Source organism: Salinarimonas sp., assembly GCF_040111675.1.
Lineage (GTDB): Bacteria > Pseudomonadota > Alphaproteobacteria > Rhizobiales > Beijerinckiaceae > Salinarimonas.
The window spans coordinates 1,554,277-1,566,732 of the sequence record NZ_CP157794.1 but is presented as its reverse complement, the minus strand read 5'-3'; the positions used below and the strand labels follow the sequence as shown (position 1 = coordinate 1,566,732).

12 protein-coding genes and 1 pseudogene are annotated in these 12,456 nt (G+C 71.3%); 4 read left to right on the top strand and 9 right to left on the bottom strand.

Annotation, left to right across the window (positions count from 1 at the left end; translation table 11 throughout):
- Window positions 1-32 precede the first annotated feature (32 nt).
- On the top strand, window positions 33-839 hold the full coding sequence (locus tag ABL310_RS07330; RefSeq protein WP_349371031.1) for an undecaprenyl-diphosphate phosphatase: 807 nt from the start codon (window positions 33-35) through the stop codon (window positions 837-839).
- A gap of 9 nt (window positions 840-848) precedes the next feature.
- Here the strand turns inward: ABL310_RS07330 and ABL310_RS07325 are convergent, their stop codons facing one another.
- On the bottom strand, window positions 849-1,358 hold the full coding sequence (locus ABL310_RS07325; protein WP_349371030.1) for a flavin reductase: 510 nt from the start codon (window positions 1,356-1,358) through the stop codon (window positions 849-851).
- Between the two features lie 176 nt (window positions 1,359-1,534).
- Between ABL310_RS07325 and ABL310_RS07320 the strand changes: the two genes are divergently transcribed.
- The 3 genes from ABL310_RS07320 (at window position 1,535) to ABL310_RS07310 (ending at window position 5,825) form a co-directional block, all read left to right on the top strand.
- A complete protein-coding gene (locus ABL310_RS07320) occupies window positions 1,535-2,821 on the top strand; it encodes a cystathionine gamma-synthase family protein (RefSeq protein ID WP_349371029.1) in 1,287 nt (428 codons plus the stop codon).
- Window positions 2,822-3,289: 468 nt separating this feature from the next.
- The gene (ilvD, locus tag ABL310_RS07315) at window positions 3,290-5,020 is read left to right on the top strand and encodes a dihydroxy-acid dehydratase (protein WP_349371028.1); all 1,731 of its coding nucleotides are present in this window, start codon (window positions 3,290-3,292) and stop codon (window positions 5,018-5,020) included.
- Window positions 5,007-5,825, top strand: coding sequence for a tetratricopeptide repeat protein (locus ABL310_RS07310; protein WP_374730377.1), 819 nt, complete (start codon window positions 5,007-5,009; stop codon window positions 5,823-5,825). The genes ilvD and ABL310_RS07310 overlap by 14 nt, the downstream gene beginning before the upstream one ends.
- Window positions 5,826-6,082: 257 nt before the next feature.
- Here ABL310_RS07310 and ABL310_RS07305 read toward each other — a convergent pair whose 3' ends face one another.
- From ABL310_RS07305 to ABL310_RS07270, 8 genes and pseudogenes are all read right to left on the bottom strand, one after another.
- The gene (locus tag ABL310_RS07305) at window positions 6,083-6,424 is read right to left on the bottom strand and encodes a hypothetical protein (RefSeq protein ID WP_349371026.1); all 342 of its coding nucleotides are present in this window, start codon (window positions 6,422-6,424) and stop codon (window positions 6,083-6,085) included.
- 2 nt (window positions 6,425-6,426) lie between these two features.
- On the bottom strand, window positions 6,427-6,693 hold the full coding sequence (locus ABL310_RS07300; RefSeq protein ID WP_349371025.1) for a hypothetical protein: 267 nt from the start codon (window positions 6,691-6,693) through the stop codon (window positions 6,427-6,429).
- 79 nt (window positions 6,694-6,772) lie between these two features.
- Complete coding sequence (gene arsJ / locus ABL310_RS07295) at window positions 6,773-8,011, bottom strand: organoarsenical effux MFS transporter ArsJ (RefSeq protein ID WP_349371024.1); 1,239 nt, start codon at window positions 8,009-8,011, stop codon at window positions 6,773-6,775.
- A 1-nt stretch (window position 8,012) separates the two neighbouring features.
- On the bottom strand, window positions 8,013-9,062 hold the full coding sequence (locus tag ABL310_RS07290) for an ArsJ-associated glyceraldehyde-3-phosphate dehydrogenase (RefSeq protein WP_349371023.1): 1,050 nt from the start codon (window positions 9,060-9,062) through the stop codon (window positions 8,013-8,015).
- A 17-nt stretch (window positions 9,063-9,079) separates the two neighbouring features.
- Window positions 9,080-10,144: an ACR3 family arsenite efflux transporter gene (gene arsB / locus ABL310_RS07285; protein WP_349371022.1), complete on the bottom strand. Its 1,065-nt coding sequence runs from the start codon at window positions 10,142-10,144 to the stop codon at window positions 9,080-9,082.
- 2 nt (window positions 10,145-10,146) lie between these two features.
- Window positions 10,147-10,689, bottom strand: a complete 543-nt coding sequence (locus ABL310_RS07280) for an arsenate reductase ArsC (protein WP_349372012.1) — start codon at window positions 10,687-10,689, stop codon at window positions 10,147-10,149.
- A gap of 96 nt (window positions 10,690-10,785) precedes the next feature.
- Window positions 10,786-11,022, bottom strand: a pseudogene (locus tag ABL310_RS07275) (ArsR/SmtB family transcription factor); the annotation flags it as partial.
- Window positions 11,023-11,098: 76 nt separating this feature from the next.
- On the bottom strand, window positions 11,099-12,283 hold the full coding sequence (locus tag ABL310_RS07270; protein ID WP_349371021.1) for an MFS transporter: 1,185 nt from the start codon (window positions 12,281-12,283) through the stop codon (window positions 11,099-11,101).
- Window positions 12,284-12,456: the final 173 nt, after the last annotated feature.

Below are 12,456 nucleotides of genomic sequence, written 5' to 3'. Positions count from 1 at the left end.
CCGTTCTCTCGCACCGCAACGAGCTCGTCCCCATGACCCTGATCGAGGCCCTCAAGGCGCTCTTCCTCGGCCTTCTCGAAGGCGCGACCGAGTTCATCCCGGTCTCCTCGACGGGGCACCTGATCCTGCTCCAGAGCCTGTTCGGCCTCGACAGCCACGCGGACAAGACCTTCGCCATCCTGATCCAGTTCGGCGCGATCCTGGCGATCCTCTCGGCCTATTTCGCGCGCCTCTGGTCGATCGCGCTGTCGCTGCCGCATGATCCGAAGGCGCGGCGCTTCGTCGTCGGCGTCCTGGTCGCCTTCCTGCCGGCGGCGGTGGTGGGCGTGCTCGCGCGCGACTTCATCCTCGGCGTCCTGTTCGATCCGCGCGTCGTGTGCACGACCCTGATCCTCGGCGGCTTCGTGCTGCTCGCGGTCGACCGGGCGAACCTGCCGCAGCGCCACGAGGAGGCGACGCGCTTCTCGCTGCCGATGTATTTCGGCATCGGCGTGATCCAGTGCCTCGCCATGATCCCCGGCGTCTCCCGCTCGGGGGCGACCATCGTCGGCGCCATGATGATGGGCGCCTCCAAGCGCGCGGCGGCCGAGTTCTCGTTCTTCCTCGCCATGCCGACCATGGCCGGCGCCTTCACCTGGGAGCTGCTGCAGTCCTACGACCAGCTCTCCGCCGACGACACGGCGAAGATCGCCATCGGCTTCGTCGCGGCCTTCGTGGCGGGGCTGTTCGTGGTCAAGACGCTGCTCGCCTATGTCTCGAAGCACGGCTTCGGCCTGTTCGCCTGGTGGCGCATCGTCGTCGGCGGCGTGGGGCTCGCGGCGCTCGTCGCGTTCGGGTGAGGCGCGCGCTCACACGCCGTGAAAGGCCCGCTCGCGGTAGACGAGCGCCCGGGCGTGGCGGCCGACGCGCGCCTCCACGACCTCGCCGATGACGACGTGGTGGGTGCCCACCACGTCGGCCGAGAGCAGCCGGCAGTCGAAGCTGACGAGCGCCGTCTCGAGCACGGGCGCGCCGGTGGCGAGCGTCGACCAGCGGTTCTGGCCGAAGCGCGCGTCGCCGCGCAGCTCGGTGCGCCCGGCGAAGACGCTCGCCACCGGCTCGTCCTCCCAGGAGAGCGCGTTCACGCAGAAGATCCCGTTACGCACCAGCGCCTGCGCGGATTCGCTGCCGGCATTGGCGCAGACGAGCAGCGTCGGCGGATGGTCGGACACCGCCGTGACGGCGGTGGCGGTGAAGCCGGCGCGGCTCGCTCCGGCGCGGGTCGTCACCACGTGCACGGCGCCCGGCACGCGGCTCATGGCCTCGCGGAAGCGCCCGGCGTCGAAGGGCGACGGATCGACGGCTTCTGTCGGGCGCACGCTCAAGAAAGTTCCTTCTCGCAAGTTGCAGACGCCATGAACCGGATAGGATGGCCATCGACGTCTGATATGGCCAGGAAGAGCCGAAAGGAAAGACGCGGAGAGGGCGGACGGGCGACCCCGCGCGTTCCCCGTCCGCGTTGTCGCTCCCGACCCCCGTTTTCCGGAGATGATAGATGGCCCAGGACCGCTACCACAAGGACCGTATCGACGGCCGCAAGCTGCAGCCCGAGACGCTGATGCTCGGCTACGGCTACGACCCGCTGCTCTCGGAGGGCGCGGTCAAGCCGCCCGTCTTCCTCACCTCGACCTTCGTGTTCGAGAGCGCCGAGCACGGCAAGGAGTTCTTCGACTACGTCGCCGGCCGGCGCGAGCCGCCGGCGGGCGAGGCCGCGGGCCTCGTCTATTCGCGCTTCAATCACCCCAATGCCGAGATCGTCGAGGATCGCCTCGCGATCTTCGAGGAGGCCGAGGCCGCGCTCCTGTTCTCGTCGGGCATGTCGGCCATCGCGACGACCATCCTCGCCCATTCCCGCCCGGGCGACGTCGTGCTGCACTCCCAGCCGCTCTACGGCGGCACGGAGACGCTGATCGCGAAGACGCTCGCCAATCTCGACATCGGCGCGGTCGGCTTCGCCGACGGCGTCGACGAGGCGGCCGTGCGCGCCGCGGCCGAGGACGCCCTCTCCCGCGGGCGGGTGTCGATCGTCATGGTCGAGACGCCGTCGAACCCGCTCAATACGCTCGTCGATCTCGCCCTGGTGCGACGCGTCGCCGACGAGATCGGCGAGAGGCAGGGCCACCGCCCGGTCGTCGTGTGCGACAACACGCTGCTGGGCCCGCTCTTCCAGAAGCCGCTCCAGCACGGGGCCGACATCTCGATCTACTCGCTGACGAAATACGTCGGCGGCCATTCGGACCTGATCGCCGGCGCCGCTTTGGGCTCCAAGGGGGTGATGCGCCCCGTGCGCCTGCTGCGCTCGGCCATCGGCACCCAGCTCGACCCGTTCCCCTGCTGGCTGATCGCGCGCTCGCTCGAGACGCTGGCGCTGCGCATGCGCCGGGCCTCGCAGAACGCCGAGATCGTCGCCGCCTTCCTGAAGGACCACCCGAAGGTGGCTCGCGTCCACCACCTCGGCTACCTCCCCGAGGGCTCCCCGTCCCGCGCCGTCTACGACCGGCAGTGCGAGGCCCCGGGCTCCACCCTCGCCTTCGACGTCGCGGGCGGGGAGAAGGAGGCCTTCCGCATGCTCAACGGCCTGCAGGTGGTCAAGCTCGCGGTCTCGCTCGGCGGCACCGAATCCCTCGCCTGCCACCCGGCCTCCACCACCCATTCCGGTGTCCCGCAGGAGGTCCGCGCCCGCATCGGCGTCTCCGACGCCACGATCCGCGTCTCCATCGGCGTGGAGCATCCGGACGATCTGGTGGCGGATCTGGCGCACGCGCTGGAGGGGATGGGCTGAGGGGGCCGGCGGGTGGGGAGCGCCGTCCCGTCCCACGCTTCCCGCCCGCCCCTCCGGGCCGCTGAGGCGGCCCAGCTCCGCTGCGGGGAGATGGCGGCGGCGGGGCTCCCGCGTCCGTCCATCATGCACGTCGCCCCCTCCCGGACCCCCTTCACGAAATGTTGCCCCCTCGCAACACACCGCCCCCATCGCGCCCTCCGCAATCCCCCAGACGGCCCCGCGCCCCGATCCCGCCACTTTCCCCGCGCATGGTCACACTCGACACGAACGCGTTGTTTTTCAAAGCTTTAATGGCGCGAGGCGAGCCCTGGGCCCTGGTCCGGGGCCTCGCGCGTCCTCCGGGATGCGGCGTCGGCGGAGCTTGGCGGGACGCGGCCTAATTGCGTATGAGAGGCGTCCGGGCGGCGTCAGCGCCTGTCAAGAGCCGTTAAGCGGGCGGCAAAGCGTTTGTGGGAAGGAACGAGGGTCATGAGCGAGCGCGTCTACGACAAGTCGAAGCTGCCGAGCCGTCACGTGACGGAGGGGCCCTCGCGCGCGCCCCACCGCTCCTACTACTACGCCATGGGCCTGACGGAGAAGCAGATCCACCAGCCCTTCGTCGGCGTCGCCACCTGCTGGAACGAGGCCGCCCCCTGCAACATCGCGCTGATGCGACAGGCGCAGGCGGTGAAGAAGGGCGTCGCGTCCCAGGGCGGCACGCCGCGCGAGTTCTGCACCATCACCGTCACCGACGGCATCGCCATGGGTCACGACGGCATGCGCTCCTCGCTGCCCTCGCGCGACGTGATCGCGGATTCCGTCGAGCTGACCATGCGCGGCCACGCCTACGACGCCCTCGTCGGCCTCGCCGGCTGCGACAAGTCCCTGCCGGGCATGATGATGGCCATGTGCCGCCTCAACGTGCCCTCGGTCTTCATCTACGGTGGCTCCATCCTGCCGGGCTCCTTCCGCGGCCAGCCGGTGACGGTGCAGGACGTGTTCGAGGCGGTGGGCCGGCACTCGGTCGGCCAGATGTCGGACGAGGACCTCGCCGAGCTCGAGAAGGTCGCCTGCCCCTCGGCCGGCGCCTGCGGCGCGCAGTTCACGGCCAACACGATGGCCACCGTCTCCGAGGCGATCGGCCTCGCGCTGCCCTATTCCGCCGGCGCGCCCGCGCCCTACGAGATCCGCGACCAGTTCTGCATGACGGCGGGCGAGATGGTCATGGATCTCATCGAGAAGAACATCCGCCCGCGCGACATCGTCACCCGCAAGGCGCTGGAGAACGCCGCGACGGTCGTCGCGGCCTCGGGCGGCTCGACCAACGCGGCCTTGCACCTGCCGGCGATCGCGCACGAATGCGGCATCGAGTTCGACCTGTTCGACGTCGCGGAGATCTTCCGGCGCACGCCCTACGTCGCCGATCTCAAGCCCGGCGGCCGCTACGTGGCGAAGGATCTCTTCGAGGTGGGCGGCATTCCGCTCCTGATGAAGACGCTCCTCGACCAGGGCTACATGCACGGCGACTGCATGACGGTGACGGGCCGCACCATGGCGGAGAACCTCGCCTCGGTGAAGTGGAACCCGGATCAGGACGTGGTGCGCCCGGCCGACAAGCCGATCACCGTGACCGGCGGCGTGGTCGGCCTCAAGGGCAACCTCGCGCCGGAGGGCGCCATCGTGAAGGTCGCCGGCATGCCGCCCGAGAAGCAGGTCTTCAAGGGCCCGGCCCGCGTCTTCGACGGCGAGGAGGCCTGCTTCGCCGCGGTGCGCAACAAGGAATACAAGGAGGGCGAGGTGCTCGTCATCCGCTACGAGGGCCCCAAGGGCGGCCCCGGCATGCGCGAGATGCTCTCGACCACCGCCGCGCTCTACGGCCAGGGCATGGGCGACAAGGTCGCGCTCATCACCGACGGCCGCTTCTCGGGCGCGACGCGTGGCTTCTGCATCGGCCACGTCGGCCCCGAGGCCGCCGTGGGCGGGCCGATCGGCCTCCTCGAGGACGGCGACGTCATCGAGATGGACGCGATCAACGGCACCCTCCAGGTGCACCTGTCGGACGAGGAGCTCGATGCGCGCCGCCAGAAGTGGCAGCCGCGCGAGATCGGCTACGGGTCCGGCACGCTGTGGAAGTTCGCCCAGACGGTCGGCCCCGCCCGCTACGGCGCGGTCACCCATCCGGGTGCCAAGGGCGAAAAGCAGTGCTATGCCGATATCTAGGCGGACACGTCGTGGCGCATACGCCCTGGTGCTGGCGACGGCCCTCCTGACGGGTCCGGCGCTGGCGGTCGACGGCGCGCGCTCGGGCGAGGCGGCCTCGCCCTTCGCCTCCGTGCGCGACGCGCTGCGCTCGGGGATGCGCGACTACAATGCCGGCGACAAGGCGGGCGCCGTGCGCGCGCTCGAGTTCGCGGCGGTGCAGGGCGACACGCTGGCGCAATGGAAGCTCGGCCGCATGTACGCGGCCGGCGACGGCGTGCCCCACGACGACCTGAAGGCCTTCGAGTATTTCTCCGGGATCGCCGACGGCCACGCCGAGCAGTCGCCGGACGCGCCGGACGCCGGCGTCGTCTCCAACGCCTTCGTGGCGCTCGGCGTCTATTTCCTGGACGGCATTCCCGGCACCTACGTGCGCCAGAACACCGCGCGGGCGCACGAGATGTTCTCCTACGCCGCCTCCTGGTTCGGCGACGCGGACGCGCAGTACAACCTGGCGCGCCTCTATCTCGACGGCCGCGGCGTGACGGCGAACCCGCGCATGGCCGCGCGCTGGCTCAACCTCGCCGCCGAGAAGGGGCACATCGCGTCCCAGGCGGTGCTCGGGCACATGCTGCTCACCGGCGAGGGCGTTCCCCGCCAACGGGCGCTCGGGCTGATGTGGCTCACCCTCGCCCGCGACGCCGCCGATCCGAGCCGCGATCCCTGGATCGCCGACCTCTACGATCAGGCCATCGCCGGCGCGAGCCAGAGCGACCGGCAGAACGCGCTCGCCTATCTCGAGCGCCACCTGCAAACGGATCGCTGAGGGCGCTCGGAGCCTGCAAGGCATTGGCGGGGCTGTCGTCGACTTCAGCGTCGTCGATCACCGTCATCCCGGACGCCGAAGGCGATCCGGGACCCATGAACGCCGACGTCGGTGTCGCAGCCTTCAGGCTGCGCTTCCGTGATCCCGAGGATTGAGGTGTAGCGCGACGAGCGCGCCATGCGCGCTCGATCCGAGGTCGAGCGTATAGGTCCCGGATCGGCTTCGCCGTCCGGGACGACATCGCTGAGGGCGCTCGCTCACTCTTCCTTCTGGCCGAGATGCTCCGCCGCGTCGTCCGCGTCGCGGTTGGCGCGCGCGCGGCTCTCCGGCGTCTCGCCGGTCGCGAGGCGGCGCGTCGTCTCCGGCGTCTCCTGCGCGGTGAGATCGCCGTGCGTCGAGGCGTCGCCGCCCGATCCGCTCGTGGCGGCGCGATAGGCGTGCGCCTCGCCGCCGGGATCGCCCCAGGCCTTCTGTTGCGTCAGGTTGCCTTCCGGTCCGCCCTCCCCCACCGGCGCGTTCTCGCGGCGCTGCTCGTTGCGCAGGCGGCTGACGTCCTCGTCGTTCAGGTTGGGGCGGTCGCGGGTCGGGTCGTCGGCCATGGTCAGGGCTCCTGGAACTCGTCCGGTGCGGGCGCGAGGAGGTCGATCTCGGGGGAGATCGCCGAGGGCGGCGGCAAGTCGCCGCCATCGGCGCCGTCGCGCTCGCGCAGCAGGCGGCGGATCTGGTCGCGGGTCGGCTGGTCGCGCGTGTCGGCCACCGAGCCGGTCGCGGCGTCGGCCCCCCTCTCCTGCTGCGCCAGCCCCGCGCGGGGCGCGAGCGACAGCGCGAGGATCAGGAGCGTCGCGAGGAGGAAGGTGGTGCGGGTCATGCCGCCTCCGGCCTGTCGAAACTGGACCGATGGGGAATGACGCGCGCCGCGCGGGGTTCCGTAAGGCCTTTCCGGCGGCTCAGGTCGCTGCCGTCGCCTCCCGCGCCCGGGGCAGGGCGAGCGTCACGGCAAAGCAGATCGAGAGCATCACGGCCGAGCCCAGCAGGCAGGCGAGGATGCCGCCGGCCTGGTAGAGCAGGCCCGACAGGAGCGTGCCCGTGAAGCGCCCCGCCGCGTTGGCCGCGTAGTAGAAGCCGACGTCCTCCGCCGCCTTCTCCGAGCCGGCATAGGCGAGGATCAGGTAGGAATGGACGGAGGAATTCACCGCGAAGGCGATGCCGAATACGCCGAGCCCCGCGACGAGGACGAGGTCCGGCCGGCCGATCCCGGAGGCCAGGGCCGCCGCGATCAGCGCGGGGATCGCCGCGAGGCCGAAGGACCACGCCCGCGCCCCGTCGACTTCGGAGGTGAGCCCGTCCGGGCTGCGCTTGACGAAGCTCGGCGCCACCGCCTGCACCGCGCCGTAGCCGATGGTCCAGGCGGCGAGGAAGGCGCCGACCATGGTGAAGGTCCAGCCGTTCGCGTAGAGGAAGACCGGCACGCCGACGACGAACCAGACGTCCCGCGCGCCGAACAGGGCCACGCGCGCGCCGGCGAGCAGGTTCACCCCGCGCGACTTGGCGAAGAGCTCCTTGGCGCTCTTCGAGGCCTTCGCCCGGCCCATGTCCCGCGGCAGCGCCAGGACGACGCCCGCGAGGACGAGGGCGAGCGCGCCCGCCATCGTCCAGAGCGCGAGCTGGAAGCCGAGCGTCTGCAGGAGCACGCCGCCGAGGAAGAAGCCGAAGCCCTTCATGGCGTTCTTCGAGCCGGTGAAGAACGCGACCCAGCGGAACAGCCGGCTCTCGCCGGCCTCCCTGCGGGCCTGCGCCTCGGCCACCTTGATGGCGCTCTTGGAGGCCGTCTTGGTCAGGTCCTTGGCGACGCCGCAGATCCCCTGCGCCACGACCACCCAGACGACGGAGAGCGCCACCGCCCAGTCCGGCGAGACGGCGGAGAGGACGAGGAAGCCCGTGATCTGCGTCGCGAGCCCGGTCATGAGCATGCGCGGGATGCCGAAGCGGGTCGCGAGCCAGCCGCCGATCATGTTGGCGCCGATGCCGGCGGCCTCGTAGAGCAGGAACAGGAAGGCGAGCGTGAAGGGCGAGTAGCCGAGCTGGAAGAAGTAGAGCAGCACCAGCATGCGCAGGGCGCCGTCGGTGAGCGTGAAGCCCCAATAGCTCGCCGTGACGACGGCGTAGTTGCGCGTGCCGGCGGTCATCTCAGATCCCCGTCCGGGCCATGTGCGTCACGAGGTCGACCATGCGGCAGGCGTAGCCCATCTCGTTGTCGTACCAGGCGTAGACCTTGAGCAGCGTGCCGTCGGTGACCATGGTGGAGGGCGCATCGACGATGGAGGAGCGGGTGTCCCGCGCGTAGTCGGCGGAGACGAGCGGGCGCTCCTCGTAGCCGAGGATGCCGGCGAGGGGCCCGGCGGCGGCCTGCGCGAAGAGGCGATTGACCTCCTCGGCCGTGGTCTCGCGGGCGAGCTCGAAGACGCAGTCCGTCAGCGAGGCGTTGAGCACCGGCGCGCGCACCGCGTGGCCGTTCAGCTTGCCCTTCAGCTCGGGATAGATCAGCGCGATCGCGGTCGCGCTCCCCGTCGTCGTCGGCTGGAGCGAGAGCATGGCCGAGCGGGCGCGGCGCAGGTCCTTGTGGACCGCGTCGTGGACGACGTTGGTGTTCGTCGGGTCGTGGATCGTGGTGATCTGGCCGTGCCGTATCCCGATCGCCTCGTGCACCACCTTCACCACCGGCGCGAGGCAGTTCGTCGTGCAGGAGGCGGCGGTGACGATGGGGTGGCTCTGCGGGTCGTAGAGATGCTCGTTGACGCCGACGACCACGTTGAGGACGGAGGGGTCCTTCACCGGCGCCGCGACGACGACGCGCCTCGCGCCGCGGGCGAGATGGCCCTCGAGCGCCTGCGGCGTCAGGAACTTGCCGGTCGCCTCGATCACGACGTCGACGCCGAGATCGCCCCACGGGACGTCGCCGGGCGCGGCGTGCTGCGAGAAGGCGATCGAGCGGTCCCCGATGCGGAGCGCGCCCTCGCCCTCCGCGCGGATCGGCGCGCGCCAGCGGCCCTGGACCGAGTCGAACTCGACGAGGTGCGCCAGCGCCGCCGCCGAGCCCTTCAGCTCGTTGACGGCGACGATCTCGAGCCGGTTGTCGCGGCGCGGATCGTCGTCCGGCCGCTCGGCGCCGCCCAGCGCCGCGCGCAGGGCGAGCCTGCCGATGCGGCCGAGGCCGTTGATGCCGACGCGCAGGGTCATGGGAGGCGTCCTTCGGATCAGGATTTGGACGACGAGGCGGCGGAGGTCGCGCGGCGGACGGCGCCGCGCTCGTACCAGGCGCGCGAGCGGTTCACGATGGCGACGAGGGAGAGCATCACCGGCACCTCGATCAGCACGCCCACCACCGTCGCGAGCGCCGCGCCGGAGGTGAAGCCGAACAGCGCGATGGCGGTGGCCACCGCGAGCTCGAAGAAGTTCGAGGCGCCGATCAGGGCGGAGGGGCCGGCGACGGCGTGGCTCTCGCCGAGAACGCGGTTGAGCAGGTAGCCGAGGCCGAAGGTGAGGTAGGCCTGCAGGAAGATCGGCACGGCGAGGAGCAGGATGACGAGCGGCTGCTCGACGATCTGGTCGCCCTGGTAGCCGAAGAGCAGGACCAGCGTCGCGAGCAGCGCGACGATGGAGATCGGCTGGAGCCGCGCAAGCAGCGCGTCGAGCGCCGCCGCGCCGCCGCGGGCGAGCACGCGCCGGCGCACCACCCAGGCGGCGATCACCGGCACGACGATGTAGATCACGACGGAGAGGAGCAGCGTCTCCCACGGCACGACGATGGCGGAGAGGCCCAGCAGCAGCGCCACGATGGGCGCGAAGGCGAACACCATCACGACGTCGTTGAGCGCCACCTGCGTGATGGTGAAGCGCGGCTCGCCCCGGCACAGGTTCGACCAGACGAAGACCATGGCCGTGCAGGGCGCCGCGCCGAGCAGGATCAGGCCTGCGATGTAGCTCTCGATCTGGTCCTGTGGCAGGAGCGGGCGGAACAGCCAGCCGATGAAGATCCAGCCCAGCACCGCCATCGAGAACGGCTTGATCGCCCAGTTGACGAAGAGCGTCACCCCGATGCCGCGCCATTGCCGCGTCACCTCGCCCAGCGCGGCGAAATCGATCTTCACCAGCATGGGGAAGATCATCAGCCAGACCAGCGCCGCGACGGGAAGGTTCACCTGCGCGATCTCGACGGCGGCGAGCGCCTGGAACATCTCGGGCACGAGGCGCCCCAGGGCCACGCCGACGACGATGCACAGGGCGACCCAGAGCGTGAGGAAACGCTCGAAAACGGACATGATCAGGCGCTCTCGCGGGTGAACGGAACGACGGCGCCCACGGAGGCGCCGGTCAGGGTCCCGATCTCGTCGAGCTTTCTCGACAAGGCGAGCCGGTCGAGGCTCGCGATCGGCAGGCTGGTGAAGACCGAGATGCGGTTCTTCAGGTAGCGGAAGGCCTGGCCGAAGGCGCGCTCGCGCTCGAAGGGCGCGCCCTCGACGGCGGCGGGGTCCTCGATGCCCCAATGCGCCGTCATCGGCTGGCCCGGCCAGACCGGGCAGGGCTCGCCGGCGGCGGCGTCGCAGACGGTGAAGACGAAGTCGAACGCGGGCGCGCCCGGCTCGGCGAACTCGGCCCAGGACTTCGAGCGCAGGTCCTCCGTCGGCATGTCGAAGGCGTCGAGCACCTTCAGCGCCAGCGGGTCGACGGCGCCCTTCGGCCGCGAGCCGGCGGAGAAGGCGCGGAAGCGGCCCGCGCCCTCCTTGCGCAGAAGGCTCTCGGCCATGATCGAGCGGGCGCTGTTGCCCGAGCACAGAAAGAGCACGTTGTAGACGCGGTCCGGCATCGGGTCTCGCATGGGCAGGCTCCTCAGGACGGGGGCGCAGATCTCGGGACGCCCCTCGCAGCATTCCTCGAGCAGGAAGCGGACGAGGTCGGAGAGCGCGTTCACCCGCGCGCGGTAGACGATGGAGCGACTCTCGCGCCGCCCCTCGATCAGCCCGGCGCGCTCGAGATGGGAGAGGTGGAACGACAGGCCCGAGGAGGAGACGCCCACCGCCTCCCCGATCGCGCCCGCCGCCATGCCGGCCTCGCCCGCGCGCACCAGCAGGCGCAGGACGCGCAGGCGCGTCTCCTGCGACAGGGCGGCGAAGGCGGAGAGCGCGTCACGCTCGAGCATCTCTCGATATCTCCATAACTCTTGAAATGTTGAGCACGAGCGCGCGCCCGAGTCAATCCGTGCGGCTGCGCAGACCTCAGCGCGTGCGCCGCTCGAGGATCGTGTTGAGCCAAACGAGCGTCAGCGCCGCGGCGAGCACCATCAGCGGTACGGCGCCGACGCCGAACGCATCGGCGAGGACGCCGCCGAGCGCGGGGAACAGCACGCCGCCCAGCATGGCGGCCGAGACCTGGAAGCCGATGGCGTGGGCGGCGAGCGCCTCGCCCAGCCGCGCGGGCGTGCGCGACATCAGCATCGGGAAGACCGGCGCGCAGGCGAGCCCGATGAGGATCACGCCCGGCAGCGCGAGCCATGTCGGCGCGAAGGCGAAGGCGGCGGCGCCGACCACCATGCCGCCGAGCCCGAGCCGCACCGAGCGGTCCTCGCCGAGACGCTCGGCGAACAGGCCGAAGCCGACCCGGCCGACGAAGAGCCCGGCCCAGTACAGGCCCGCCATCGCCCCCGCGAGCTCGACGGACAGCCCCCTGCCCTCGCTCAGCACGGTGAAGATCCACAGCCCCGCGCCGTACTCGACGCCGACATAGACGCAGAACATCGCGATCTGGAGGCGCACGACCGGGTGCCTCAGCGCGGCGCCGGTCGAGACCCGCGCGGGCGCGTGGCCCTCCCCGGCGGCGATCGGCCCGCCGGCGTCGGCGCGCCAGGCGCCGCGGGTCGTGAGGAACAGGAGCGCCATCGCCCCCATGATCAGGGCGATCAGCCCGTAGCCGAGCCGCCAGGAGCCGGTGGCGAGGAGCGCGCCCGTCATCAGGAACGGCCCGCAGGCCGCGCCGAAGCCGAAGGCGGCATGGAGCCAGTTCATGTGGCGCGGCGAGAAGCGCTTGGCGGCGTAGGCGTTGAGCCCCGAATCGATCGCCCCCGAGCCGAGCCCGACGAGCGGCGCGCAGGCGAGGAAGACCGGAAAGGCCGGCGCCAGCGCGATGCCGGCGAGGGCGGCTGCGACGAGCCCGGTGCTCCCCGCGAGAAGACGGCCGACGCCGAGCGCGGCGAGCAGGCGCCCGGCGAAGAAGGAGGAGACGAAGAACCCCGCCGCCGTCCCCGCCATGATCAGCCCGAGACCGCTCTGCGGCAGCGCGAAGGCGTCGCGCACGAAGGGCCAGGCGACGCCGTGCGCGACGTCCGGCAGCGCCAGCGAGACGAAGCCGAGATAGGCGACGACGACGAGGAACGCGCGCGGCGCGACGCGGGCGGCTGTGGACACGGGAACGCGCCTTTCGCGGTTCTAGAGCGCCGCGGTTCTACGCGCCGACGGCGGGCGTGTCACGGGCGATGGACACCCTCCCCTCGTGGAGAGGGAAGGACGTCGGCGCTCGACGCCCTCGCCGCACGGGACGTGCAGTGCGGGCCTCCGCGGACGGAAGCAGGACGGCCCCG